The 25,848-nt window shown below is 73.5% G+C and carries 25 protein-coding genes; 2 read left to right on the top strand and 23 right to left on the bottom strand.

What is annotated here, in order from left to right; translation table 11 throughout:
- Window positions 1–102: 102 nt before the first annotated feature.
- Complete coding sequence (gene rpsB / locus HPT28_RS14280; protein WP_219091439.1) at window positions 103–978, bottom strand: 30S ribosomal protein S2; 876 nt, start codon at window positions 976–978, stop codon at window positions 103–105.
- A gap of 432 nt (window positions 979–1,410) precedes the next feature.
- On the opposite strand from rpsB, the gene HPT28_RS14275 reads away from it, so the two are divergent.
- Complete coding sequence (locus HPT28_RS14275) at window positions 1,411–2,196, top strand: M23 family metallopeptidase (RefSeq protein ID WP_308119229.1); 786 nt, start codon at window positions 1,411–1,413, stop codon at window positions 2,194–2,196.
- Here the strand turns inward: HPT28_RS14275 and HPT28_RS14270 are convergent.
- The 17 genes from HPT28_RS14270 to proS all read right to left on the bottom strand — a co-directional run bounded on the left by HPT28_RS14270 (window position 2,159) and on the right by proS (window position 16,796).
- Window positions 2,159–2,719, bottom strand: coding sequence for a TetR/AcrR family transcriptional regulator (locus tag HPT28_RS14270; protein ID WP_219091464.1), 561 nt, complete (start codon window positions 2,717–2,719; stop codon window positions 2,159–2,161). The genes HPT28_RS14275 and HPT28_RS14270 overlap by 38 nt on opposite strands.
- A gap of 88 nt (window positions 2,720–2,807) precedes the next feature.
- Complete coding sequence (whiG, locus tag HPT28_RS14265) at window positions 2,808–3,650, bottom strand: RNA polymerase sigma factor WhiG (RefSeq protein ID WP_219091437.1); 843 nt, start codon at window positions 3,648–3,650, stop codon at window positions 2,808–2,810.
- A gap of 304 nt (window positions 3,651–3,954) precedes the next feature.
- Entirely contained in the window at window positions 3,955–5,196 is a 1,242-nt protein-coding gene (gene dprA, locus HPT28_RS14260) for a DNA-processing protein DprA (protein WP_374226964.1), read from the bottom strand.
- A complete protein-coding gene (locus HPT28_RS14255; protein WP_219091436.1) occupies window positions 5,133–6,740 on the bottom strand; it encodes a YifB family Mg chelatase-like AAA ATPase in 1,608 nt (535 codons plus the stop codon). The genes dprA and HPT28_RS14255 overlap by 64 nt, the downstream gene beginning before the upstream one ends.
- A gap of 1 nt (window position 6,741) precedes the next feature.
- Window positions 6,742–7,116, bottom strand: a complete 375-nt coding sequence (locus HPT28_RS14250; protein ID WP_219091435.1) for a YraN family protein — start codon at window positions 7,114–7,116, stop codon at window positions 6,742–6,744.
- Window positions 7,117–7,250: 134 nt separating this feature from the next.
- A complete protein-coding gene (locus tag HPT28_RS14245) occupies window positions 7,251–7,574 on the bottom strand; it encodes a DUF2469 domain-containing protein (protein WP_219091434.1) in 324 nt (107 codons plus the stop codon).
- A 38-nt stretch (window positions 7,575–7,612) separates the two neighbouring features.
- Window positions 7,613–8,356 carry a signal peptidase I gene (gene lepB / locus HPT28_RS14240; RefSeq protein WP_374226963.1) on the bottom strand — a complete coding sequence of 248 codons (744 nt, stop codon included), beginning with the start codon at window positions 8,354–8,356 and terminating at the stop codon, window positions 7,613–7,615.
- Window positions 8,357–8,455: 99 nt separating this feature from the next.
- A complete protein-coding gene (gene lepB / locus HPT28_RS14235; RefSeq protein ID WP_219091433.1) occupies window positions 8,456–9,271 on the bottom strand; it encodes a signal peptidase I in 816 nt (271 codons plus the stop codon).
- Window positions 9,261–10,493: a signal peptidase I gene (lepB, locus tag HPT28_RS14230; RefSeq protein ID WP_219091432.1), complete on the bottom strand. Its 1,233-nt coding sequence runs from the start codon at window positions 10,491–10,493 to the stop codon at window positions 9,261–9,263. The genes lepB (HPT28_RS14235) and lepB (HPT28_RS14230) overlap by 11 nt, the downstream gene beginning before the upstream one ends.
- The gene (lepB, locus tag HPT28_RS14225) at window positions 10,486–11,208 is read right to left on the bottom strand and encodes a signal peptidase I (RefSeq protein WP_219091431.1); all 723 of its coding nucleotides are present in this window, start codon (window positions 11,206–11,208) and stop codon (window positions 10,486–10,488) included. Before lepB (HPT28_RS14225) ends, lepB (HPT28_RS14230) begins: the two co-directional genes overlap by 8 nt.
- Before the next feature lie 201 nt (window positions 11,209–11,409).
- Window positions 11,410–11,760, bottom strand: a complete 351-nt coding sequence (rplS, locus tag HPT28_RS14220; RefSeq protein ID WP_219091430.1) for a 50S ribosomal protein L19 — start codon at window positions 11,758–11,760, stop codon at window positions 11,410–11,412.
- A gap of 128 nt (window positions 11,761–11,888) precedes the next feature.
- Window positions 11,889–12,698: a tRNA (guanosine(37)-N1)-methyltransferase TrmD gene (gene trmD / locus HPT28_RS14215; RefSeq protein WP_219091429.1), complete on the bottom strand. Its 810-nt coding sequence runs from the start codon at window positions 12,696–12,698 to the stop codon at window positions 11,889–11,891.
- Window positions 12,695–13,321 (bottom strand): ribosome maturation factor RimM, encoded by a 627-nt coding sequence (gene rimM, locus HPT28_RS14210; RefSeq protein ID WP_219091428.1) that lies wholly within the window; start codon window positions 13,319–13,321, stop codon window positions 12,695–12,697. Before rimM ends, trmD begins: the two co-directional genes overlap by 4 nt.
- Window positions 13,322–13,485: 164 nt before the next feature.
- Complete coding sequence (locus HPT28_RS14205) at window positions 13,486–13,725, bottom strand: RNA-binding protein (RefSeq protein ID WP_219091427.1); 240 nt, start codon at window positions 13,723–13,725, stop codon at window positions 13,486–13,488.
- A 2-nt stretch (window positions 13,726–13,727) separates the two neighbouring features.
- A complete protein-coding gene (rpsP, locus tag HPT28_RS14200; protein ID WP_219091426.1) occupies window positions 13,728–14,183 on the bottom strand; it encodes a 30S ribosomal protein S16 in 456 nt (151 codons plus the stop codon).
- Window positions 14,184–14,525: 342 nt separating this feature from the next.
- A complete protein-coding gene (locus tag HPT28_RS14195; protein WP_219091425.1) occupies window positions 14,526–15,116 on the bottom strand; it encodes a hypothetical protein in 591 nt (196 codons plus the stop codon).
- Window positions 15,117–15,380: 264 nt separating this feature from the next.
- Window positions 15,381–16,796, bottom strand: a complete 1,416-nt coding sequence (gene proS, locus HPT28_RS14190; protein ID WP_219091424.1) for a proline--tRNA ligase — start codon at window positions 16,794–16,796, stop codon at window positions 15,381–15,383.
- Window positions 16,797–17,092: 296 nt separating this feature from the next.
- On the opposite strand from proS, the gene HPT28_RS14185 reads away from it, so the two are divergent.
- Window positions 17,093–17,887 carry a methyltransferase domain-containing protein gene (locus HPT28_RS14185; RefSeq protein ID WP_219091423.1) on the top strand — a complete coding sequence of 265 codons (795 nt, stop codon included), beginning with the start codon at window positions 17,093–17,095 and terminating at the stop codon, window positions 17,885–17,887.
- 62 nt (window positions 17,888–17,949) lie between these two features.
- On the opposite strand, the gene ffh is transcribed toward HPT28_RS14185, so the two are convergent.
- The 5 genes from ffh to HPT28_RS14160 form a co-directional block, all read right to left on the bottom strand.
- Entirely contained in the window at window positions 17,950–19,506 is a 1,557-nt protein-coding gene (gene ffh, locus HPT28_RS14180; protein WP_219091422.1) for a signal recognition particle protein, read from the bottom strand.
- Between the two features lie 174 nt (window positions 19,507–19,680).
- A complete protein-coding gene (locus tag HPT28_RS14175) occupies window positions 19,681–22,176 on the bottom strand; it encodes a [protein-PII] uridylyltransferase (RefSeq protein ID WP_219091421.1) in 2,496 nt (831 codons plus the stop codon).
- A gap of 63 nt (window positions 22,177–22,239) precedes the next feature.
- The gene (locus tag HPT28_RS14170) at window positions 22,240–22,578 is read right to left on the bottom strand and encodes a P-II family nitrogen regulator (protein WP_219091420.1); all 339 of its coding nucleotides are present in this window, start codon (window positions 22,576–22,578) and stop codon (window positions 22,240–22,242) included.
- On the bottom strand, window positions 22,575–23,867 hold the full coding sequence (locus HPT28_RS14165) for an ammonium transporter (RefSeq protein ID WP_219091419.1): 1,293 nt from the start codon (window positions 23,865–23,867) through the stop codon (window positions 22,575–22,577). Before HPT28_RS14165 ends, HPT28_RS14170 begins: the two co-directional genes overlap by 4 nt.
- Window positions 23,868–24,229: 362 nt before the next feature.
- Window positions 24,230–25,741: a hypothetical protein gene (locus tag HPT28_RS14160; protein ID WP_219091418.1), complete on the bottom strand. Its 1,512-nt coding sequence runs from the start codon at window positions 25,739–25,741 to the stop codon at window positions 24,230–24,232.
- Window positions 25,742–25,848 lie beyond the last annotated feature (107 nt).

Genomic DNA, 25,848 nt, shown 5'->3' with positions numbered 1-25,848 from the left:
GTCCGACGGGATCGACCCGATTCAGGTGCGGGCGCACGGCGGGGCGGGCGCGTTCGCGCCCCGCTCCCGCCGTGCGCCTGACATACACGGTGTGCCCGGGTGTCAGCCCTGCTGCTCGGTCGGGGCCTCGGAGGGCTTCTCCTCGGCCTTCTCCTCGGCGGGCTTGGCCTCGGCGGGCTTGGCCTCGGTGGCCTCCGCCGCCTTCTCGCCCTCCAGCAGGTTCCGCTCCCACTCCGGCAGCGGCTCGGCCGCGGCCTGCTCGCCGCCGCCCTTGCCCTCGGCGGCGCCGGAACGGGCGATGAGACCCTCGGCGACCGCGTCGGCGATCACGCGGGTGAGCAGGGTGACGGAGCGGATCGCGTCGTCGTTGCCCGGGATCTTGTAGTCGACCTCGTCCGGGTCGCAGTTGGTGTCCAGGATCGCGACGACCGGGATGTTCAGCTTGCGGGCCTCGCCGACGGCGATGTGCTCCTTCTTGGTGTCCACGATCCAGACGGCGCTGGGCACCTTCTGCATGTCGCGGATGCCGCCGAGCGTCTTCTCCAGCTTCGCCTTCTCGCGGGAGAGGACCAGCAGCTCCTTCTTGGTGAGGCCGGAGGCGGCCACGTCCTCGAAGTCGATCTGCTCCAGCTCCTTGAGGCGCTGCAGCCGCTTGTGCACGGTCGAGAAGTTGGTCAGCATGCCGCCGAGCCAGCGCTGGTTGACGAACGGCATGCCCACGCGCGTCGCCTGCTCGGCGATCGCCTCCTGGGCCTGCTTCTTGGTGCCGACGAACATGACGGTGCCGCCGTGGGCAACCGTCTCCTTGACGAACTCGTAGGCGCGGTCGATGTACGACAGCGACTGGAGCAGGTCGATGATGTAGATGCCGTTGCGCTCGGTGAAGATGAAGCGCTTCATCTTCGGGTTCCAGCGGCGGGTCTGGTGCCCGAAGTGGACGCCGCTCTCCAGCAGCTCCCGCATCGTGACGACGGCCATGGCCGTTCTCCTTGTTGTGTCCTCGGTTGTCGGCGACGGCCGGTGGCCGTGCCCCTGACGCCCCGGACGCGTCGTGCCCGACGAGCGGCGCCGTCCACCCGGGTGGGGCGGCTCGTCAGGACCGGGATACGCGGCCACCCGACGGAAGAGCCGACGAGGTGGCGGGGCGTGCGAAGTCGACCCGGTGACCCGGGTCGCCAGCAGAAGTGTACGGGAACCGCCGCACGCCAAGCGACACGCTCGATTGTTCGCCGGTTTGTCCACAACCGGCGAGTAGTCCACAGCGTCCGCGCGGGTACGACGCCCGGCCGCGGAAGCTGCCACGCTGCACCCATGAGGCAGTCACCATGTGTGTCCAGGCGGCCACCGTACGTCCCTCCGGTCACCCGGTCGGGCGCGCGGCCGACCAGCCTGCCGGGCGTCCTCTCGGGCGTGCTCGCTCTCGTCCTGGCCCTCGTCCCGTTCATCCTGCCGCCCGGCGCGCTCCTCGGCGGCCGGACGGCGGCGGCGTCCGCGACCCCGCCCTTCCCCGCCTCTCCGGCTCCCGGTGGCGAGCGGCCCACGTGGCCGTTGTCGCCCACCGAGGTCGTGCGGGACGTCGACCTTCCGTCCGCGCCCTGGCGCCCGGGGCATCGCGGGGTCGATCTGGCGGGCCGGGCGGGGCAGTCCGTGCGCGCGGCCTGGGGCGGGCGCGTCGTCTTCGCCGGCCGGGTGGCGGGGCGGGGCGTGGTCTCCGTCGAGCTGACGGGGCCGGGTGGGGCGGCGCTGCGCGCGACCTACGAGCCGCTGCGGGCCTCCGTCACCACGGGTGAGCGGGTGGCGGCCGGGGCCACCCTCGGCGCCCTGGCGGACGGGCCCTCGCACTGTGCGCCGCGGGCCTGTCTGCACTGGGGTCTGCGCCGGGGCGACACCTATCTGGACCCACTCGCGGCGCTGCGCGGGCCCTCGGTGCTGCTGCCGGTCTTCGGTGTGCCGCTGCCGGGGCACGGCTCACCCCCGGAGGGGCGTGGGGCGGACCGGGGCACGGGGCCGGGGCGCCCGGGCGCGCCCGGCTGGCTGCCGGCCGGTGTCCGTGTGCCGCCCGGTTCGACGGCCCCGCTGGGCGTGGCCGCCGGGTTGGCCGGCGCCGCCGTCCTGGCCCGTCGCGCCCTGCGGCGGCAGGCCGCGCAGGCGCAGCGGGTCAGGAGCCGCCCGCCACCCCGTGCAGGGCCATGGTGACGGCGGCCTCCGTCACGGCTGCCGGGTCCTCCACGGCCAGCTCGATTCGGCGGACGGCACCGTCGACCACGCCCTGGAGCAGGACCGCCGCGAGCCGGGGCTGCTCGTGACCGAGCGCTTCGAGTGCCTCGACCGTCATCGCGACGAGCCCGCCGTGGGCCGCGCGGATACGCTCGCGAGCGCCCTGGTCCAGCTCACCGGCGGAGATCGCCACGACCGCCCGGTGCCGCCGGTCTCCGACGAGGGCGAGCTGCCGCCGGACATAGGCCTCGATCTGCCCCTCCGGAGTGCTCGCGGCGGCCATCGCCGCCTCGACCTCGGCGGCCCACACCGGGAAGTCGACCGCGCACAGCTCCTCGACGACGGCCGCGCGGGAGCGGAAGTACTCGTAGACGGACGAGCGGGCCAGCCCCGTGTGCTCGGCCAGGGCGGGGAAGGTCAGCGCCTCGGTGCCTCCCTCGGACAGCAGCGTGCGGGCCGCCTCCAGCAGGGCGTGGCGTTGCATGGTGCGATGCTCGGCCACTGTGGCCGCTCGGATCCTGGGCACGTGTTCCACCCTACGACTTCCCGACCGGCCGGTCAGGAGGGGCGCACACGTCCGGAAAGACGATTCAGCGGCCCACCTCCGCGAGCTTGGCCCGGAGTTGGAGCACGGACTTGGTGTGGATCTGGCTCACCCGGCTCTCGGTCACGCCCAGCACCTCGCCGATCTCGGCGAGCGTCAGCCCCTCGTAGTAGTAGAGCGTGACCACCGTCTTCTCCCGCTCCGGCAGCGTGTTCACCGCCCGGGCCAGCAGGCGGCGCAGCTCCCGGTCCTCCGCGACCTCGACCGGGTCGTCGGCCGCCGTGTCCTCCAGGGTGTCCATGAGGCTGAGCCGGTCGCCGCTCTCGCCGCCGGCGTGGAGCAGCTCCTCCAGCGCGACGACGTTGGCCAGCGAGAGCTGGCTGAAGACGGCGTGGAGGTCCTCGACGGGGATGCCCATCTCCGCCGCGACCTCGGTCTCGCTGGGCGTCCGCCGCAGCTTGGCCTCCAGCGAGGCGTACGAGCGCTCGACGGCGCGGGCCTTCTGGCGCACTGACCGGGGAATCCAGTCGAGCGCGCGCAGCTCGTCGATCATCGCCCCGCGGATGCGCGTGATGGCGTACGTCTCGAACTTGATGGACCGCTGCGGTTCGAACTTCTCAATCGCGTCGATGAGCCCGAAGACGCCGGACGAGACGAAGTCGGCCTGCTCCACATTGGCCGGCAGCCCCACGCTGACGCGCCCGGCGACGTATTTCACCAGTGGCGAGTAGTGCAGGATGAGCTGCTCCCGCAGCCGTTCGTCGCCCGTGTCCTTGTACGCCCGCCACAACTGCTCCAGCGAGCTGGGGGCGACGGGTGGCGCCTCCGTACCGGTCGCGGCCGGCGGCGCCGGGGCCGGCCGGGGTGACGCGGACATGTGGTGGGGCATGCGTTACCTGGAGCCGTTCTGCGGGGTCGGTGCGGACGGGGAACTCGTGGACGGACAGCGGTCGCCGTGGCGACCCGGGCCGTGGCTCTCGCGACGGAGACGGAGAACCTCGTGAGCGTAGCGTGATCAACACGTCGCGCCGGGCGATGAGGGTGCGATGCGGGATGCGCAGATACGTTCTTCGGCCCGCACCCTGGTGGGACAAGGCGCCCCCGTGGCGCCGCGCACGGGCCACCGGTATCTGCCGTTCCGGGCTCATATGCTCACCCTTCCACGCGGTTGTTCCAGGTCAAGGACCGTTTCGTCACCCGTTGGGGTGTCGCCCGGCCGGGCGCGTCAATTGCCAGCGGTCTCGTGAGCACTCGACGAAGCCGAGCGAGCGCAGCTCCGTCAGCCGCGCCCGGGTCTCCTCCGCCGCGGTCGCCGCGGCGCGCGCCAGCCACGGCACCGTGACGGCATGCCTGGCGGGCAGGGCCTCGAGCACGCGCGCCGTGGCCGCGGGGAGCAGATCGCGCGGGAGCAGCGGGCTTCTCGGCTCGGGGGCCAGCTCCCCGATGCTCCCGACCAGCTCGATGACCTCGTCGGCGCAGGTCACCAGCCGCCCCTCGGTACGCAGGAGCCGGTGCACTCCGGCCGACAGCCCGGAGGTGACGGGGCCGGGCACGCCCATCGTCTGCCGCCCGAGCCGCTCCGCCCACCGCGCGGTGACCAGCGAGCCGCTGCGGAGCTGCGCTTCCACGACGACGGTGCCCCGGGCGAGCGCGGCGATGACGCGGTTACGCAGGACGAAGCGAGGGCGGGTGGGATGTTCCCCGGGGGCGAGCTCGGCGAGCAGCCAGCCCTGCTCCCCGAGCCGGGCGAGCAGCTCCCGGTTGCCCGGCGGGTAGGCGACGTCCACCCCGCAGGCCAGCACGCCCACGGTGGCGCCGCCCACGGCGAGCGCTCCCCGGTGCGCGGCGCCGTCCACCCCGTAGGCGGCACCCGAGACGACCGTCCAGCCGCGCCGGGCGAGGCCGCAGCCCAGCGTGGAGGCGACGTGGGCGCCGTACTCGGTGCAGGCCCGGGCGCCGACCACGGCGACGGACCGCAGCGCGGCGAAGCGCAGGGAGGACGCGCCCCGCACCCACAGCCCCAGCGGTCGGACGGCCCCGAGGTCATCGAGCTGGCCGGGCCACTCGGCGTCGCCGGGGCACAGGAACCGGCCGCCGAGCGCGGTGGCGCTGGCCAGATCGGCGGCCGGGTCCACGGCGGCGGCCCGCAGCCGCAGGCCCGCCCAGCGGCGGGCACCCGCCCCGGGCAGCGGGCGCTCTCCGGCGAGCGCCCGCGCCGTCTCGACCGGCCCGTACCGGGCGACCCAGCCGCCCGCGAGCTCGTCCCCCGGCTCCAGAATGCGGCTGAGCGCCACCCGGGCCAGCCGGTCCTCCTCCTCGACTTCGCCCTGCCCCGCGGGCACGGCCCCGCCGCCCGCCGCCCGGCCACCGCTCACCGCCCGGCCCCGAAGAGCGCGGTGCCGCGGCTGACGCCGGTGCGGAGCTGGAGAGCGCAGTCGACGTCCTCGGCCCGTGGGCGGTCGTGCCCGGCCAGATCGGCCACCGTCCAGGCCACGCGCAGGACGCGGTCCAGCCCGCGGGCCGTCAGCAGCCCGCGTTCCAGATCGGCCTCGGCCGAGCTCAGTGCGCCTGGGGCGACCCGCCAGCGGGTGCGCAGCTCGTAGCCGGGCACCTCGCTGTTCGTCCGCCACGGCGTGCCCGTGTAGCGCTGGGCGGCGCGCTCCCGGGCGGCCAGCACCCGTTCGGCGACGGTCGCGGTGTCCTCGGCGCCGCCGTCGGGCGCGAGGAGCTCGGCCCGGGCCACCGGCTCGACGGTGACCCGCAGATCCACCCGGTCGAGCAGGGGACCGGAGAGCCGCGCACGGTAGCGGCGGATGGCGGAGGGGCGGCACTCGCAGGGCTCTCCGGTGGCGCCGTGGCGCCCGCAGGGGCAGGGATTGGCCGCCAGGACGAGCAGCAGTCTGGCGGGCATCCGCAGCATGCCCTGGGCCCGCGCGACGACGACGCCGCCCGACTCCAGCGGCTGCCGCAGGGCGTCCAGCACGCGGGCGCTCGCCTCAGCGGCCTCGTCCAGAAAGAGCACGCCGTGGTGGGCCAGGGTGACGGCCCCGGGGCGGGGCAGACCGGTGCCGCCGCCGATGAGCGAGGCCATGCTCGCCGAGTGGTGCGGGGCGCAGTACGGCGGCCGGGAGATCAGCGGCTCCCCAGGCGGCAGCACCCCGGCGACGGAGTGCACCGCGGTGGCCTCCAGCGACTCCGCACGGCTGAGCGGGGGCAGCAGGCCGGGAAGCCGCTCCGCCAGCATCGTCTTGCCGGCGCCCGGAGGCCCCTTCAGGAAGAGGTGGTGCCGGCCGGCGGCGGCGATCTCCAGGGCCCGCCGCGCCGCGAGCTGCCCGGCGACCTCCGCGAGGTCCACGGGCCGGGCTCCCGCCTGCCCGCTGCCGCCGGCGACCGTGCCGACGAGAGCGGAGCCGCCGAGCACCGGCTCGGGGCCGATGTCCTCGGCCGCGTCCTCCTCCGGGACCGGCTCGTCGGCCAGCACCGCGATGACCTGGCGCAGGCTGCGGACGCCGAGGACGGCCACGTCGGGCACGAGCCGGGCCTCGCCGGCCGCCTGCTCGGGCACCACGACCTGTCGGTACCCGGCGTCGGCGGCGGCCAGCACCGCGGGCAGGACCCCGCGCACGGGGCGCACCCGGCCGTCGAGCCCGAGCTCGCCGATCATCATCGTGTCGGCCAGCCGCCGCAGGTCGACCCGCTCGGCCGCGCCGAGAACGGCGCTGGCCACAGCGAGGTCGAAGCCGCTGCCGCCCTTGGGCACCGAGGCGGGGCTCAGCCCCACGGTGAGCTTGCGCTGCGGCCACTCGACACCGGAGTTCACCACGGCGGCCCTGACCCGGTCCTTGCTCTCCATCAGGGACTTGTCCGGCAGGCCGATCAGCGTGAAGTTGGCGACGCCGGGCTCCAGGTCCGCCTGGACCTCGACGACCACGCCCTCCACTCCGACGAGGGCCACCGAGCAGGTGCGTGCGAAGGCCATGTCACGCCGCCCCTCGCACGTGCTGGACGACCGGGGCGCCGCGCCGGGGCAGCTGCACGCCGATCACGTCGATCCGCACTCCGCCGGTGGGTGGCCTGCCATAGCGGACCAGCCACCGTTCGGCGAGCCAGCGCGACGCGAGCCGCCGCAGCCGGGCGGCCTTGCGCGGCGTGACGGACTCCATCGGATGCTGGCCCGAGCCCGCGCTTCGCGTCTTGACCTCGCAGATCACCAGCGCGTCCCCGTCCCGCGCCACGATGTCGATCTCGCCGTCCGCCGAGCGCCAGTTGCGCTCCAGGACGGCCATGCCCGCTTCCCGCAGCCTGCGGGCCGCCACATCCTCGCCGTACCGGCCCAGGGCTCCCTGTCGGTTCATGTCGCCCACCTCCAGCGCCGACTGTGGCGGGGGCGCGGGAGCCGCGGGGATCTTCCCCTGTCTCTGTGGACAACCGGCCGGCTGTGGACAACTCGATCACCCGGTCGAGTGATCGGGGCGGGTTCGGGGCGACGTCAGCCGCTGAAGCCGGAGTCCTCCGGAAGGTTGAGGTCGCTCTTGTTGAGCTCCTCGATGTTCACGTCCTTGAAGGTCAGCACCCGGACCTGCTTGACGAAGCGGGCGGGACGGTACATGTCCCACACCCAGGCGTCGGCCATGGAGACCTCGAAGAACACCTCCCCCTGGACCGAGTGCACCTGCATCTCGTAGTCGTTCGTGAGGTAGAAGCGGCGTTCGGTCTCGATGACGTACTTGAACAGGCCGACGACGTCCCGGTACTCCCGGTAGAGCTTCAGCTCCATCTCGGTCTCGTACTTCTCGAGGTCCTCGGCGCTCATGGCATGTTCCCCTTCAGCCTGCGTCCCCCCATTGTGCGTCAGCGCCGGCCGCGCCGTCCGGCCCGCCGCGCGATCGGCCCCTGCGCGGCTCCGCCCAGGATCAGCACGGCACCCGTCACGCCCGCCCAGAAGAGCGTGGGCAGCGGGCCCGGCGCGGAGATCCCGCCGGGCAGGGCCGCGAAGCCTTCGGGGCGCTCCACCACCCCGGCCTCCCCCAGCGGCCAGGCGGTGACGTCGACGCGCGCCACGACGGCGTCCCGCGGCACCGCGCCGTCGGCCGCGGCGCCTCCGGCGAGCCGGCTGCGCGAGTCCACGGAGTCCCGCCGGTGGTCGCCCAGCAGGAACAGCCGGCCCTCCGGCACCGTGGCGGAGAACTCGGTGGCGGAGGCCCGGCCGGGGGTGTCGAGGTAGGGCTCGGGGACGGGTTCGCCGTTGATCGTCAGACGGCCCTCGGCGTCGCAGCAGACCACGGTGTCGCCCCCGACGCCGATCACCCGCTTGATCATCGGGAGGTCGCCCCACGTCGTGTCCTGGAAGACGACGACGTCCCCGCGGCGCACATCCGTACCCTCGACGCGCTCGGCGAGCACCCGCTCCCCCGCGCTGATCGTCGGCGCCATCGAATCCGTCGGCACCACGTAGGGGCGGTAGAGGAGGGCGGCCCAGACGAAGGCGCCGAGGAAGAGGACGGCGCCGAGGCCCATGGCGACATTGGCCAGGGTGGCGGCGGTGCTGCGGCGGCGCCGGCCGGGCGCTCGGGACGGCGTGGCTGCCGTGGTCATGCGGGGCTCACCTCCGGTGCGGATGTGCTGGCCGCACCTTACCCGCGGTAGGCGGACACCGGCCGGGCCCGGGCGGCCGGTGTCCCCGGGAAAGGACGGTCAGGCCGCGGGGCGGCGGCGTCGGAGCCAGAGCGCCACGGGCAGGGTCCCGGCGACGGCGAGGGCGGCCGGAGCCGCCGCGGAGAGCTGGTCGTAGGAGTCGGGCACGGACAGGAAGTCCCAGCGGCCGACCGGCCAGGCGATCACGACGGCCCTGCCGACGACCTTGTCCTCGGGCACGGCACCGCCGCTCCCCGGGTCCTCCATGTGGTACCGGGAGTCCTGCGACTCCTGCCGGTGGTCCCCGAGCACCCAGACGTGGTCCTCGGGCACCGTCAGCGGGCCGAACGGACGGTCGCCGCAGGGTGTGTTGCCGGGATAGAGGTAGGCGGACTCGTCCAGCGGCTCGCCGTTGACCATGACCTGGCCGCCCCTGCGGCACTCCACCCGGTCGCCCTCGACCGCGACGACGCGCTTGATCAGGTTCTGCTGGTCGGCCGAGGGCATCAGGCCGATGAAGCTCAGCACCTGCTGCACGGGGTTCGGCTCGGGCGGCGGCGTGTCGAGCCAGCCGCCCGGGTCCTCGAAGACGACGACCTCGCCGCGTTCCGGCTCCGAGCCGAACCACGGCGTCAGCTTGTCCACCAGCACCCGGTCGCCGCGCTGCAGCGTGTTCTGCATGGAGTCCGAGGGGATGGAGAAAGCCTGGAGCAGGAAGGACTTGATCACCAGCGCGAGGACGAGCGCGATGCCCACCAGGAGGGGCAGCTCCTTCCAGAAGGAGCGGTGCTGCTTGCCGCCGCGGCGCCCCTTCCCGCCGCTCTCCCCGGTGCCCGGGGCGCCGTCCTCCGGCCCCCGCGGGCCTTCACCGCCCACGGCGCCGGAGCCATCGGACGCGCCGGGAGCACCGGCCGTGTCGTCGGCCGACGAGCCGCCCGCCCCGGGACGTCCGTCGCGCTCCTCCTCGGGCCGGTCCTCCGGATCGTCTCCACCGGACCCGGCCCGGGGGCCGACCGCCACGTTCCCCACGTTCTCTCCTTACGCTGTGCCACCGCCCACCCGTCCAACGGCGCAGGCCCGCCACTCCGATAACGAGCGCGAGTTCCCCAGGCATCGGGATGGGCGTGAATTCCTGTGCTTTCCCGTCCCGTGGCCCGGCCGACGCCGTGGGCGCCCGGCCGGAGGGGTCCGGCACCGAAGCGTACGTCTCCGGCTCTCCGAGACCGGTCCAGTGCGAGAGCGGCCAGGCGATCACGACGGCCCGGCCGACGACGAGATCGGTGGGAATGGTGCCCTCACCCGGGTCCTCCAGGTGGAAGCGGGAGTCGGCGGAGTTGCTCCGGTGATCGCCCATGACGAAGAGCCGGTCCTCGGGCACGGTGACGTCGAAGGGAATCTCGGAGGGCCGGTTGCCGGGGTGGAGGTAGGGCTCGTTGAGCGGCGTCCCGTTGACGGTGACGCGGCCGTCCTCGTCGCAACAGACCACCCGGTCGCCGCCCACCGCGATGACGCGCTTGATGAGGTCCTGCTCGTCGTCGGAGGGCAGCAGGCCGATGAAGGTCAGGAACGACTTGGCCTGCGCGATGCCGACGGGGTCGTCCTGGGGTTCGGGCTGCTGCTGGTCCTCCAGCCAGCCGCCCGGGTCCTCGAAGACGACGACGTCGCCCCGCTCGGGCTCCGATCCGAACCACGGCGTCAGCTTGTCCACCAGCACCCGGTCGTCGATGCGGATCGTCTGCTCCATGGAGCCGGAGGGGATGACGAAGGCCTGCACGAGGAACGTCTTCAACAGGAGCGCGATGAGCACCGCCACACCGAGCAGGATGGGGATCTCCTTGGTGGCCGACAGCCGACGGCGGCGCCGCAGCCGTCGGGCGGCCTTGCGCCGTGCCGCGCGGCCCTCGCCTCGGACGGGCGCCTCCTCGGCGACGGGCGCGGCGGGCTCCGCGGGCTCCTGTCCGGCGGACGTCGGTGCCCCCGCGGGTCCCCGTGCCCCGGCCGGGCTCCGTACCTCCGCGACGCCGGGGCCGGTGTCGGTGGTCCGGGCCCCGCGGGCGGGCGCGGGCGCGGCGGAGCGGGGCCGCCCGCGCTTACCCATGCGCTGTCCGCAGCCAGGCCCAGCGGTCGGCCGGCCACCCGACCCACTCGACGCGGCCGATGACGTCCTCGACGGGCACGGTGCCCCCGCCGGGGCGGCCGAGATGGTCGCGGGAGTCACGGGAGTCGGCGCGGTGGTCCCCCATCACCCACAGCCGTCCCGGGGGCACGACGATGTCGAAGTCGACCGTGGAGGCGCGTGCGTCGCCGCCCTCGGGATGGAGGTAGTCCTCTGTCAACGGCTCCCCGTTCACCTCGATCCTCCCCTGCTCGTCGCAGCAGGTGACCCTGTCCCCGCCGACGCCGACGACCCGCTTCACGTAGTCGTTGCCCGGCGGCTCGGCGAGGCCCACCAGCGCGCCGGCCGTGCGCAGGACGTGGGAGACGGTGGTGCCGCCCGTGTCCTCCACGGCGAACGTACCCGTCCCGTCGAAGACGACAACGTCCCCGCGCCCCGGAGTGTCGCCGAACCGGTAGGCGAGCTTGTTCACCAGGACCCGGTCGCCGACCCGGAGCGTGTTCTCCATCGAGCCGCTCGTGATCCGGTAGGGCTGCACGGCGAAGGCGTTCACGAGTAGCAGGAGGACGAGGACCGCCACCGCCCCGACGGCCGCCCGCCGCAGGCGCGACCGACGCGCGCGCACCCCGGCCGGGGCGCCCGGCGTGGCCGGGACCGCCGGAGGTGCCTCCTCCTCCGGTCCAGAGGTGTCGGTCATGGAGTCCGCTTCCGTCGTCGCCCGCCCGGCTCGTCGGGCGGGCGGTGTGTCACCGGACGGAGAGCCTAAGCGGTGTCCAGTGGATCACGCGAACGTTCGGGCAGGCCGGGGCGGTGCGGCCCGGCCCCCATCACGAAGCGGCGGCCGGGCCGCATCCGTCGATGGGGCCCGGCCGCCGGGTGTGCTTCGGTGCGCGACGGCTCAGCTCTCGCGCTTCTCCTTGATCTTGGCGGCCTTGCCGCGCAGCTCACGCAGGTAGTAGAGCTTGGCGCGACGGACCTGGCCGCGGGTGACCACGTCGATCTTCTCCACGACCGGCGTGTGCACCGGGAAGGTGCGCTCGACGCCGACGCCGTAGCTCACCTTGCGGACCGTGAAGGTCTCCCGCAGGCCGGAGCCCTGCCGGCGGATGACGACGCCCTTGAACTGCTGCACACGGGAGCGGTTGCCCTCGATGACGCGGACGTGGACGTCGACGGTGTCGCCGGGGCGGAACGCGGGAATGTCGCTGCGGAGCGACGCCGCGTCGACGCTGTCGAGAAGGTGAGACATGCTCGTCTGCTTTCCTCGCCACTGCCACAGGTCAGCAGCGGAATGGTCGTTGATGGTTCGGGTGGCCGGGCCACGGCGGCGTTGATCCCCCTGTGGCAGGGTCGCACGCGCGGGCTGAGGCCGACGGCCTATTCTTCCACGGCCTCCCCGGCCTGCCCAAATCGGCCCTCGGGCAGGAGGCTCCAGCCCAGCTCCGCCAGGATCTCCCGGTCGTGGGCGTCGAGCGCGGCGGGGTCGCAGCGCCGGATGAGGTCGGGCCGGTGCGTGGCGGTGCGGGTGATGGCCTGGTCCCTGCGCCAGCGGGCGATGCGGCCGTGGTGACCGCTGACGAGGATCTCGGGGATCTCCCGGCCGCGCCAGCTGGGGGGCTTGGTGTAGACGGGGCCTTCGAGCAGGTCGGCCATGGCGCCGACGGCGAAGGAGTCGTCGCGGTGGGAGTCCGCGTTGCCGAGGACGCCGGGCAGCAGCCGGGCCACCGCCTCGACCATGACCAGGACGGGCGCCTCGCCCCCCGCGAGGACGTAGTCGCCGATGGAGACCTCGCGGACGTCGCAGCGCTCGCCGTACTCGTCGATGACGCGGCGGTCGATGCCCTCGTAGCGGGCCGGGGTGAAGATCAGCCAGTCCCGCCCGGCCAACTCGGCGGCCAGCTCCTGGGTGAAGGGCCGACCGCTCGGTGTGGGGACGACGATCACGGGCTCGCCCGCGCCCGATGCGAGAATCTCATCCAGCGCCTCGCCCCACGGCTCGGGCTTCATGACCATGCCCGGGCCGCCGCCGTAGGGCGTGTCGTCCACGGTGTGGTGGCGGTCGTGGGTCCAGGAGCGCAGGTCGTGGACGCGCACGTCGAGCTGTCCCCGGGCGCGGGCCTTGCCGACGAGAGAGACGTTCAGCGGTTCGAGGTACTCGGGGAAGATCGTGACGACGTCGAGCCTCACCGCGGCCGGCCCTCGCCTTCCCGGCCTTCGTCTTCGCCCTCGTGGCCGGCGCCGGGGGCGGAGGCTTGCGCGGAGGCGTCCACGGGCGGCTCCGGCCGCCCGTCCGGCTCCTCGGCCTCGCCGAGCAGCCCGGGCGGCGGGTCGATGACGGCCCGCTGCTCCTCCAGGTCGACCTCGGGAACGATCTCGGCGACGAACGGGATGAGCACCTCGCCGCCGTCCGGACGCTTGACGACAAACAGGTCCTGGGCGGGCAGGTGCGCGATCTCGGCGATGCGGCCGACCTCCTCGCCGTCCTGGGTGACGACGTCCAGGTCGATGAGCTGATGGTCGTAGAACTCCTCGGGGTCGTCGGGGAGTTCGTCCGGGTCCACCTCGGCGATCAGCAGGGTGTTGCGCAGGGCCTCGGCGGCGGAGCGGTCGGCCACCCCGGCGAAGCGCAGCAGCAGCCGGCCGCTGTGGACACGGCCGTGCTCGATGGTCAACGGGCCGACGCCGGCCGGGTCGGTGGCGAGTACCGCGCCGGGAGCGAGCCGCAGCTCGGGCTCGTCCGTGCGCACCTCGACGGTGACCTCGCCCTTGATGCCGTGGGCGCGGCCGATCCGCGCGACTACGAGCTGCACGTGTGTTCCTTCTTCTCCAGCTCTGCTTCCGGACTGCTTGGGGCCCGTCGGCCGCGGCCCGGGGTCGGCCTCGGGGCGGCCGTCCAGCGCACACGGGCCGGGAACGGCTGAGCCGTTCCCGGCCCGTGCCGGTGCTGTGGGTGAGGCCGCGCCGGGTAACGGCGTCAGTGGACGGCGTCCACGTCGACCAGGTCGACGCGGATGCCACGGCCCCCGAGCGCCCCCACGACCGTGCGCAGGGACCGGGCGGTACGGCCGTTGCGGCCGATCACCTTGCCGAGGTCATCGGGGTGGACCCGGACCTCCAGCACACGCCCGCGGCGCAGGTTGCGGGACGCGACCTGCACCTCCTCCGGATGCTCGACGATGCCCTTGACGAGATGTTCGAGGGCCTCCTCCAGCATGCTCAGGCCTCGGTGGTCTCGGCGGAGGCCGCGGCCTCGGCGTCGGCACCCTTGTCGGCCTTCTCGGCCTTGTCCGCCTTCTTGGCCTTGGGCGTGATCGCCTCACCCTTCGGCTCGTCGGCGGACTCCTTGGCGGCGGCCTCGAAGAGGGCCTTCTTGTCGGCCTTCGGCTCCGCGACCTTCATCGGCGGCGGCGCGGGCAGGCCCTTGAACTTCTGCCAGTCGCCGGTGACCTTGAGGATGGCCATGACGGGCTCGGTCGGCTGCGCGCCGACACCCAGCCAGTACTGGACGCGCTCGCTGTCGACCTCGATGCGGGAGGGGTTCTGCACCGGGTGGTACAGGCCGATCTCCTCGATGGCGCGCCCGTCACGGCGGGTGCGCGAGTCGGCGACGATGATGCGGTAGTGAGGCGAACGGATCTTGCCCAGACGCTTCAGCTTGATCTTGACTGCCACGGGTGTGGTGTCTCCTGGTCTTGACGTGGGTGGGCATCGGGAAGAGCCACGTGGGGTTGTGGTGCCCGGGAGCCCGGTGGACGCGTCAGCCGAGGGAGAGAGGGTCCGGCCGGCTGTCGAGTACAGCCGTCCATTCTGCCACATGAGCGGGCGACCGCCCGACGGGGGTCTGGGGGCACCCCAGTCGGCACGGCCCGGTGCGGATCACGGTCGCGGCGCTACGGCAGTCGAGGGGGGCCGGCCGTTGGCGCTGTCCGTCCTGGCGAGTGTCCGCCGGGACGACGCGACGGTGTGTCGCTTCGGGATCGACTCGTCGGGTCGTCGGATCGTCGGATGCGCGGCTCAGCCCACGGCCATCACCTCGGGGATGCGGAACTGCTTGCCGCAGGCCCCGCACATGATGGGCGCCTGCTCCAGCACGGAGGGGACGACGCGCACGTTGCGCCCGCAGTCACAGACGGCCTTCACGCGCACACCGCCCCCGGAGGAGCCGTGTCGGGCGGCGGGGCCGCGGAAGGACCGGGCTGTGTCGGTCCGGGTGGCGGCCGTGTGGGCCCGCAGCGCGCGCTGCAGTCGCTCGGCCGTGCTCCGGTACCGCCGGCGCGCCTCGGGCGTCAGCGTGACGAGCGAGAAGCCGCTGCTCGGATGCGGTTCCTCGGTGTGTGCCATGCCCATCTCCTCGGCGATGGCCAGGAATCGGCGGTTGTGGTATCGGCCCGCGCGTGAGGTGTCCCGGACACCGCGCGCGGCGGCGACCCCGTGGACGGCCTCATGCAGCAGGCGCTCGAAGGAGAGCTCCGCGCCACAGGCGGACGAGGACTCTCCGATCAGGGACTCGGGTGCGGCCAGATCGGGCAGCTCCGGGTGACGACGCTGGATGTCGACCCACGCGGAAGCCAGCTCGGCGGCGAGAACAGGTGGTGTCGTGCTCACGTCGTGTACAACGAGCCGGAACCACCGAGTGTTCCGATTACGGGGCCTTTCCCAATAATTTGCACGTACCAGTCAGTTTTGCGTCCGATCGACGACGGCGGATGTACGGTTTCCGATCGAATCCGTACATCCGCCGATCATCATCCAGCTGTGCAGGCCGCCCCGCCAGGACAGGCAAGGGCCGCGGAGACAGGCGGGGACGTCAGGCCCCACGCCGAGACGAGGGGGCGGCACCGGGCGCGGCGCCGCCCCCGTACGCACCGGTCAGTACGCGCGCGCGACGACCGCGAGCGCGCCCGGCGCATCGTCGCTGTCCGGGACCGAGCCGTCCTCGAGGTGCAGGCAGCGCACCGTGACGGCCTGCTCGGCGAGCCGGGCCTCGCCCTCCGGGCCGAGCCGGTCCCACGGGATCCGGGCCCAGCCGCCGCCGACGGCGACCTCCGCCGCCTCCGCCTCGGTGGCCACGTCGGTCGTGTTCGCCTCCCGGCGCTCCCGCGACTCCCGCAGCAGCTGGGCCTGGTCCTCCTCCAGGACCTTCGGCAGCAGCTCGGGGAGGGCTTCGAGCCGGACGGGCTCCTTGCCGCCCGCGATCCGCCGCACCAGCATCGCGGTGCCGTTCTCCAGGTCGCGCGGGCCGATCTCGATGCGGACGGGGACGCCCTTGAGCTCCCAGTCGACCGCACGGCGGCCGAAGGGGGTGTCGGTGCGATCGTCCACGTGCACCCGCACCCCGGCGTCCGCGAGCCGCTCGCCGACCTCGCGCACGGCGGCCAGCACCGCGTCGTCACCCTTGATGGCGAGCACGACGGCCTGGACGTGGGCGAGCCGCGGCGGCACCCGGAGCCCGTTGTCGTCGCCGTGCGACATGATCAGCCCGCCGACCATGCGCGTCGAGACGCCCCACGACGTCTGCCAGACGAGCTGCTGGTCGCCGTCCTTGGACAGGTACTTGGTGTCGAAGGCCTTCGCGAAGTTCTGGCCGAGCTCGTGGCTCGTGCCCAACTGCAGGGCCTTGCCGTCCCGCATCATGCCCTCGAGGGTCAGCGTGTTGATCGCCCCGGCGAAGCGCTCGCGGGCCGTCTTCCGGCCGATGACGACGTCGATGCCGAGGACGCCCTTGATGAAGTCCTCGTACACGTCCCGGTGGATGCGGGCCGCGTAGGCACGGGCGTCCTCGTAGGTGGCGTGGGCGGTGTGGCCCTCCTGCCACAGGAACTCACTCGTTCGGAGGAACACCCGGGGACGCATTTCCCAGCGGACCACGTTGGCCCACTGGTTGATGAGAAGCGGCAGGTCACGATAGCTCTGGACCCACTTCGAGAAGTACTCGTTGATGATCGTCTCGGACGTGGGCCGGACGACGACCGGCTCGTCCAGCTCCTTGCCGCCCCCGTGCGTGACCACGGCCAGCTCCGGCGCGAAGCCCTCGACGTGCTCGGCCTCGCGGGTCAGGTACGACTGGGGGATGAACATCGGGAAGTAGGCGTTCTCGGCGCCCGCGGCCTTGATCCGCAGGTCGAGCTCCCGCTGCATACGCTCCCAGAGCCCGTACCCGTACGGTCGGATGACCATGGTGCCGCGTACCGGCCCGTTGTCGGCCAGCTCGGCCTTGTTGATCAGGTCCTGGTACCAGCGCGGGAAATCGTCCGCCTGGGGTGTGAGTACGGGAGCCTTTGCCATGGCGCGCATGTTACGGCGACGCGGCGGCAAAGCGTGAATCGGTAGGTCTCCGCCCGCCTCTGGCCACCTCCGCCCCGGCCGCCGCGGCGGGCGGGGCGCGCGGCCGCGACCCCTCGAAACGCCACGCATCCATCCGCCACGTCCACTGGACGCCGGGACCGATCGGCAGTTCCCTGGCATAGGGCGCGACTCCGGGCGGAACCGGACGCGTCCACACCTCGGGGGGTACCGACAGCAGCCGCGCGGCACAGCTCCGGCGGACAGACGGACACGCGGACCGGATAGGGGCGCCTGTGATGACAGCCACATTCACGGCTCAGCAGCTTCCACGCGCCGCCCGCGACTGGGCGGAGATCCAGGAGCGGATGCTCGTGCCGCTCTACGAGGCCGTATACGACCGCCTCGAGGTAGGCCCCCACACCCGCCTGCTCGGCCTCGGCTGCGGCTCGGGGCTCGCCCTGCTGCTGGCCGCGAGCCGGGGCGCGGACGTCACGGGCATGGACACCGACGAGCACCGCCTCGCACTCGCCCGGGCCCGGCTCTGCGCCGAGCCCCAGTGGGGGGCGCGGCCCTACCCGGTACGGCTCGCCCACGGCTCCCCCACGCACGACTCGCCCCCGGAGGGCCCGGCCCCCAACCTGGTGACGGCCTTCGACGCCCGCCCCGGCGCGGAGACCCTCGCCGCCGCCGCCCGCCACGCCGAACGGGGCAGCGCCGTCGTGGTCGCCGACTGGGGCCCCGCCGAACGCTGTGCCGCCACCCCGGCGCTGCGGATCGCCACCCGGCTGGCGCAACCGCCGCACCACGCGGCCTCCTGGCAGCCGCGCGGCCGGGACGACCTGGAGAACCTGGCCCGGCAGGCGGGGCTGCGCCCGGACGGCTCGGGCCGGGTCTCCTGCCCGTTCGGCTACGCGGACCTCGACAGCGCGGTGCGCGGGCTGCTGTCCACCGGCTTCTACGCGGCGGCGGTGCGGGCGACCGACGAGGTGCAGGTCAGCAAGGAGCTGGCGGAGGCCCTGCACCCGCACGTCCGTTCCGACGGCACGGTGTGGCTGCCCAACCTGTTCCGTTATGTGATCGCCCGGGTGTGAGGCGGGGGCGGCGGCGGGTCCGGCCCGCCGCCACCCCCGTCACGTGCGGCGAGGGAGTGCCCTCACTTGGGGGGCAGCAGGTCGCGGAACTCCTTGGGCAGCTCGAAGTCCTCCGGGCTCTGGCCGGCACCGGGGAGCCCGAAGGCGCCGCCGCCGTTCTCGGAACGGCGCGCCGCGGCGGCCTGCTCCTCCTCGCGGCGCTTCATCGGGTTGCCCGACTGGCGCTTGCCCTTGCCCTTCTTCTGCTGCTTGGCCTTCTTCTTGGTGCCGCCGCCCCCCATGCCCGGCATCCCCGGCATCCCCGGCATGCCGCCGCCCTGGGCCATGCGGGACATCATCTTGCGGGCCTCGAAGAAGCGCTCCACGAGGTTCTTCACCGCGCTGACGTCCACGCCCGAACCCCGGGCGATACGCGCACGGCGGGAGCCGTTGATGATCGTGGGGTCATGGCGCTCACCGGGCGTCATGGACTTGATGATCGCGGCGGTGCGGTCGACGTCCCGCTCGTCGAGGTTGTTGATCTGGTCCTTGATCTGGCCCATCCCCGGCATCATGCCGAGCAGCTTGGAGATCGAGCCCATCTTCCTGACCTGCTCCATCTGGGACAGGAAGTCGTCGAGGGTGAACTCCTTGGGCCCCTTCGCCAGCTTGGCGGCCATCTTCTCGGCCTCTTGCTGGCTGAAGGTCTGCTCGGCCTTCTCGATGAGGCTGAGCACGTCGCCCATGCCCAGGATGCGCGACGCCATCCGGTCCGGGTGGAAGGCGTCGAAGTCGTCCAGCTTCTCGCCGTTGGAGGCGAACATGATCTGGCGCCCGGTGACGTGGGCGATGGACAGGGCCGCGCCACCGCGGGCGTCGCCGTCGAGCTTGGAGAGCACGACGCCGTCGAACCCGACACCGTCCCGGAAGGCCTCGGCCGTGTGGACGGCGTCCTGACCGATCATGGCGTCGACGACGAACAGGGTCTCGTCCGGCCGCACCGCGTCCCGGATGTCGGCCGCCTGCCGCATCATCTCCTCGTCGATGCCGAGGCGGCCCGCGGTGTCCACGACGACGACGTCGAACTGCTTGCCGCGCGCGTACTCGATGGAGTCCCGCGCGACCTTCACCGGGTCCCCGACACCGTTGCCGGGCTCGGGGGCGTAGACGCCCACCCCGGCCCGCTCCGCGACGACGGAGAGCTGGCCGACCGCGTTGGGCCGCTGGAGGTCACAGGCGACGAGCAGCGGTGCGTGTCCCTTGCCCTTGAGCCACTTGCCCAGCTTTCCGGCCAGCGTCGTCTTACCGGCGCCCTGCAGACCGGCGAGCATGATGACGGTCGGCGGCTGCTTGGCGAACCGCACCTGGCGGCTCTCGCCGCCGAGGATGCCGATCAGCTCCTCGTTGACGATCTTGATGACCTGCTGGGCGGGGTTGAGGGCCTTGGAGACCTCCGCGCCCAGCGCCCGGTCCTTGATCTGCTTGATGAACGCGCGCACCACGGGCAGGGCGACGTCCGCCTCCAGCAGAGCGATGCGGATCTCGCGCGCCGTGGCGTCGATGTCCGCCTCGCTCAGGCGGCCCTTGCCCCTGAGGTTCTTGAAGGTTGCTGCGAGGCGATCGGAAAGAGTGTCGAACACGGCGGTCGCGAATCCTCACGTTCATCGGTGCCGGCGGTCAGTCGTGCCGCGGTGTCCCGGCCGGCCCTGAGCCGGGCGGGGCAGGGCATCACGGCACGCACCGACCAAGGGTATCCGTTCCGCCCACGGACGGTACGTGCCGCTCATGCATGAAACGTTGGGCGGGTGCCGGACCTATCCGCCCAGGGAGGTCTGCAGGGCGCGGGCGAGCTCCTCGGCGGCGGGCCGCGGCAGCGGCGCCCCCATGGCGTCGGTCACGTAGAAGGCGTCGACGGCGTTGGCGCCGAGCGTGCTGACGTGGGCGCTGCGCACGGTGACGCCCGCCTCCTCCAGGCCGCGCCCGATGCGGTGCAGCAGTCCGGAGGCGTCCTGCGCCCGCACCTCGATGACCGTGGCCCGCCGCGAGCCGTCCGGTGCGACGGTGACGCGCGGCGGCGGCGCCTGCAGCCCGCGACGCCTGCCCCGGTACGCCTTCTCCCGCTCGGCGAGCCGGGCGGCAACGTCCAGGGTGCCCTCCAGCGCCCGCCGGAGGTCGGCGCGCAGCCGCCCGGCCTCCGGGAGGGAGCCGTACTCGGCGGCCACCCGCCAGGTGAGCAGCAGCACCGGGCCCGCGCCGACCGGATCCGTGCGGGTCAGGTCGGCCGCCCGCACCGTCAGCCGGTGCAGCGCCAGCACCCCGGCCACGGCCGACAGGGCGCGGGGGTGTCCCGGCAGCGCGACCAGCAGCTCGACGCCGACGGGCGCGTCCGGAGCCTCCCCGTCGACCGCCCCGGCGTCCTGCCTGACGACGTCCTCCGCACGGCCGGCGGGGCCCTCCGGACGCGGGCGCAGGGCGAGCACGGGGCCGCCGGTGCGGGCGGCCTCGACGGCGAGGCGCTCGGCCTCGGCACTCAGCGCGGCGGGCTCGGCATCCTCCTGCCCGGCCGGGGCCTCGCCGGCCAGCAGGGCGGCGGTGCGGCGGGCGAGCTCGGTGACGAGGCTGCTCCGCCAGGCGGACCAGGCGGCGGGACCGGTGGCGCGCGCGTCCGCCTCGGTCAGGGCGTGCAGCAGTTCCAGGGTGCCGGTGTCGCCGACGGCCGTGGCCACGGCGCCGACGGTCGCCGGGTCGGCCAGGTCCCGGCGGGTGGCCGTCTCGACGAGCAGCAGGTGGTGCCGGACGAGGCGGGCGAGGACGGCGGCCTCCTCGGGCGGGAAGCCGATGCGGGCGGCCATGTCGCGGGCGATCGTCTCCCCCGCCACGGAGTGGTCCCCGGGCCATCCCTTGCCGATGTCGTGCAGGAGCGCGCCGACGAGGAGGAGGTCGGGGCGGTGCACGCGGCGGGTGAGTGCGGAGGCCTGTACGGCGGTCTCGACCAGGTGGCGGTCGACGGTCCAGCGGTGTACGGGGTTGCGCTGGGGGCGGCAGCGCACCCGCTCCCAGTCGGGCAGGAGGGCGGTGACCAGGCCCTCGGCCTCGAGCGCCTCCCACACGGGCACGGTGTCGGCGCCCGCGCCCAGCAGGGTGACGAGGAGTTCGCGGGCCTCGGACGGCCAGGGGACGGGCAGCGGGGCCGCGTCCTTCGCCAGCCGGCGCGCGGTGGCCAGGGCGAGGGGCAGCCCGGCCTGGGCCGCCGCGGCTGCGGCCCGCAGCACGAGGCAGGGGTCGCGCTCGGGGCGCGCGGTCCGGGCGAGGACGACCTCGCCGTCCTGCTCGACGACGCCCTCGGCCAGCGGTGTGCGCTCGGGCGCTCCGCGCCGGGCCTCACCGCGGCCGACGAGCGAGCGCAGGCCCCGCCTGGCGCCGCGGGCCTTCAGCACCCGGCCGACCTCGCGCCAGGTGACGTCCTGGGCGTAGGTGAGGGTACGGGCGGCCTCGTAGACCTGGCGCAGGAGTGCGTCGGCGCCGTGCACGCCGAGGCTCACAGCCACCTGGTCCTGGTCCTGGAGGGCGAGCCGGTCGCCGCCGCGCCCGGTGGTCAGGTGCAGGGCGTCGCGGACGTCGAGCAGGGTGGCCCGGGCCGCGGCCAGCCCCTCGCGCGGGGCGTCGGCGAGCCAGGACGCGGCGACGGCGCGCAGGGCGGTGGCGTCGCGCAGCCCGCCCCGCGCCTCCTTGAGGTCGGGTTCGAGCAGGTACTGCAGTTCGCCGTGGCGCTCGGCGCGCTCCTGGCCCAGCTCCCGCAGCTCGGGGAGGCGGCGCGGGGCGTGGGCGCGCCACTGGGCGAACTGCTCGGTGCGCAGAACGGCGGTCAGCGCGGCGTCGCCGGCGATGTGCCGGGCGTCCAGGAGGCCGAGCTGCGCCTTGAGGTCCTCGGCCGCGGTCTTGCGGGCCTCGGCGGGGGTGCGGACGGCGTGATCGAGGTCGAGGCCCTGGTCCCAGACCGGGTACCAGAGGCGGTCGGCCAGCGCCGCCAGCTCGCCGGGGTCCATCGTGCCGTCGTGCAGCAGGAGGACGTCGAGGTCGCTGCGCGGGGACAGCTCGCGCCGCCCGTAGCCGCCGACGGCCACCAGGGCGACCCCGGGCGGCGCCCCCGCCCCGGCCAGCAGCCGGCCGAGCCAGGCGTCGGTGAGGGACGCGAGCGCCGCACGGCGCGGCGGCCCGGACTCCGCCCCCGTCAGGAGGCGCAGCCGGGCCGCCGCGTAGCCGTCGTCGGGTTCCGTCTTTCCGGTCGTTTCCGTGGTCTCGGCCGTCATCCGGTCACCCAACTCCCGTGGTGTGCGCTGTTCGGTTTCGTTCGTCCAGCGGGGCCTCGCGCGTCAGAGCGCGTCGGGGCCGCGTTCCCCGGTCCGCACCCGGACCGCCTCGTCGACGGGGACGCTCCACACCTTCCCGTCGCCGATCTTCCCGGTGCGCGAGGCCTTCACGATCACCTCGATGAGCTGCTCGGTGTCGTCGTCCTCCACCAGCACCTCGATGCGGATCTTCGGCACCAGGTCGACGGTGTACTCCGCGCCGCGGTAGACCTCGGTGTGGCCGCGCTGCCGCCCGTAGCCGCTGGCCTCGGTGACGGTCAGCCCGTGCACGCCGAACGCCTGGAGCGCGTCCTTCACCTCGTCGAGACGGTGCGGCTTGATGACTGCGGTGATCAGCTTCATGCGTCGACCTTCTTGCCCTCGTCGGTGGTGGTGGCGCCTGCGGCGTCGGCCGCGTCCGCGGCGGGCTTCACGGCCGCCCGGGCCGAGGAGGTGCCGACCTGGCTGAAGTCGTAGGCGGTCTCCGCGTGGAACGCCTGGTCCACGCCGGCCACCTCGTCGTCCTCACTGGCGCGCAGGCCCATCGTGACATCGACCAGCTTGGCCAGGACCCAGGTGACGACGAAGGTGAAGGCCATGACCGAGAAGGCACCGAGTGCCTGCTTGCCGAACTGCGTGAGGCCCGCGCCCTCGGTGGCCAGGAAGCCGACCATCAGGGTGCCGATCAGACCGCCGACGAGGTGGACGCCGACGACGTCCAGCGAGTCGTCGTAGTTGAGCTTGAACTTCCAGCTGACGGCCCAGGAGCAGGCCACACCGGCGACGAGGCCGATGGCGATCGCGCCGAGGGCGTTGACCGAGGCACCGGCCGGGGTGATGGCGACCAGACCGGCGATGGCACCGGAGGCGGCACCCAGCGTGGTGAACGCGCCGTGCTTGATGCGCTCGTACAGCAGCCAGCCGAGGACGGCCGTGGCCGTGGCGACCTGCGTGTTCAGGGCCATGTTGGCGGCGGTACCGTCGGCGGCGAGGGCCGAGCCGGCGTTGAAGCCGAACCAGCCGAACCACAGCAGCGCGGCGCCCAGCAGCACGAGCGGCAGGCTGTGCGGGCGCATGGGCTCCTTCTTGAAGCCGATGCGCTTGCCGACGACGAGGACGGCCGCGAGGCCGCCGATGCCGGCGTTGATGTGGACGGCGGTGCCGCCGGCGAAGTCGATGACGCCGAGGTCGAAGAGCCAGCCGCCCTCAGCCCACACCCAGTGCGCGACCGGGAAGTAGACGATGCTGACCCACAGGGTGATGAACACCGCCCAGGCGCTGAACTTCACCCGGTCGGCGAGCGCACCGCTCATCAGGGCCGGGGTGATGACGGCGAACAGCATCTGGAAGAGGACGAAGGCGAAGACGGGGATGCCCTCGTCGCCGCCGGTCAGGGTGTCGGGGTCGATGCCGTCGAGCCCGACGAACTCCAGGCTGCCGATGATCCCCCCGGTGTCGGCGCCGAACGAGAGCGAGTATCCGAAGAGGACATAGAGCACGCTGACGATGCCGAGCGCGATGAAACTCATCATCAGCATGTTGAGTGCGCTCTTCACCCGGACCATGCCGCCGTAGAAGAAGGCCAGGCCTGGGGTCATCAGCATGACCAGCGCTGCGCTGATCAGGACGAAAGCGGTATCCGCGCCGTTCAAAGTGGACGTCTCCTCATGTCACGACCCGTGGGGGCGGATCTGGGGCTGGGGATGTCCATCAGCGTGGGGGCGGCCGGTTTCCTGTGATGCGCGCCGCTGTTTCGGTGCCGTGACGAAGGCGGCCGCTGTGTTACGTCCGCATGAACGACGGTGTCGGGCCGCGGGCCCGCGCGCGCCGGTGCGCACGACCGCGCGGAGAGCACGGCGGGGCGGTGGGGAGGACGACGGGCCGACCGCGCCCCGCCCGGGGTGACCTGGCGTGGAGGAGCCGTGTCGGGTGCTCGGGGCGGGGTGCGCGGTCGGCGGTCCGGTGGTGTGCGCGGGGGCACGGGAGGCGCGGTGGACGCCCGTGGGGCCGGGGGTCAGACCGCGGTCGCGGCCTCAGCCGTCCGCAATTCCCCGGACAGCCGGTCACCGAGAGCGATGACGTCGGCGACGTGCTCGTACTCGCGGCGGGCGTTGGCCGCCGTCTTCCGGATGCGGGTGTTCACCCGTTCGGAGCGCAGCCGCTTGGCGACGTCGAGGGCCTGGCCGGCGCGGGCGGCGCACTGCTCCGGCTCCTTGCGCAGCAGGTGCACGGTGGCGAGTCCGACGAGGTTGAGCGCGTAGGAGCGGGGGTGGCCGCCGCCGTCCCCGTCGCACTCCTCGCCGAACAGCCGCACCGCCGTCTCCATGTGCGGCTGGGCGAGCCGGGCGTAGGTGTGGCTGAGCCCGGCGACGTAGGCGAGGTCGCGGTAGGAGTGGGCGTTCTCCGCGTTCAGCTCGGCCTCGGAGAAGAAGCCCATCCAGTCCGGCTCGGGCTCCCGGGCGGTGTCGACGTCGCGGAACGTCTCCTCGGCCATCCGCACCGCGCGGTGGCACTGCTTGGGCTGGCCGATGTTGGCGTGGGCGCGGGCCTCCAGCGTGTACAGCATCGACTGGGTGCCGGCGGTGGCGCCGTCCCGGCTGCCGTACTGGGCGAGGTGGATGAGCTCCAGCGCGTCGTCGGCCCGGCCCAGGTGGATCATCTGCCGGGCCATCTTGGACAGCACGAACGCGCCGAACGGCCGGTCCCCCGCCTCCTTGGCGGCGTGCAGGGCCAGGACGAAGTACTTCTGTGCCGTGGGCTGGATGCCGACGTCGTAGCTCATCCAGCCGGCCAGCTCGGCGAGCTGCGCCGTGACGGAGAAGAGCCGCCGCCGCACCGGCTCCGGATGGCTCTCCTGGAGCAGGTCGGTGACCTCGTGCAGCTGACCGACGACGGCCTTGCGCCGCAGCCCGCCGCCGCACTGCGCGTCCCAGCCGCGGAACATGCGGGTCGTCTCCTCCAGCAGCTCCAGCTCGGGGCCGGAGAGCCGGTGGCCGCGCCGGGGGCCGCCCTGGGAGGGCACCGACACGAGCCCGGCTGTGTCGCCGGGCGCGCTCGGCGTGGGCACCAGCCAGCGCTGCATCGGCTCGATGAGTGCCGGGCCCGCCGACATGGCCAGCGAGGTGCCGAGGTAGCCGCGGCGGCCGAGCATGAGATCGCTGCGGGAGAACTCGTTGATCATCGAGACCGTCTGCGGGCCCGTCCAGGGCAGGTCGATGCCCGAGCCCGCGGCCGTCTGCCGGGGCTGGCGCAGGCCCAGGTCCTCCACCGGGACGACGCAGCCGAAGCGCTCGGAGAACAGCTCGGACAGGATGCGCGGGATCGGCTCCCGCGGCTGTTCGCCGTCGAGCCATCGGCGCACCCGCGAGGTGTCCGTGCTGATGTGATGTGCGCCCATCTCGCGGGCCCGGCGGTTCACCTGCCGCGCCAGCTCGCCCTTGGACCAGCCGCTGCGCACGAACCACGAACGGAGCTGTTCGTTCGGGCGCTTGTCGGCCGAGGCGCCGTTACTGCCGTTGCCGCCCACTGGAGGCCCCCACTTCTCCGGGAGAAAGCGCGTTCGGGTGGTGCCCCCGTCATACCCGGAACGCTGCTGCCTGGTCTCTGCCTGCACCGAATGTAGTCCGGCGCTTA

Origin of the sequence: Streptomyces sp. JJ38 (assembly GCF_019303475.1) — a bacterium.
Lineage (GTDB): Bacteria > Actinomycetota > Actinomycetes > Streptomycetales > Streptomycetaceae > Streptomyces.
This window is presented reverse-complemented; position numbering and strand designations above follow the sequence as displayed.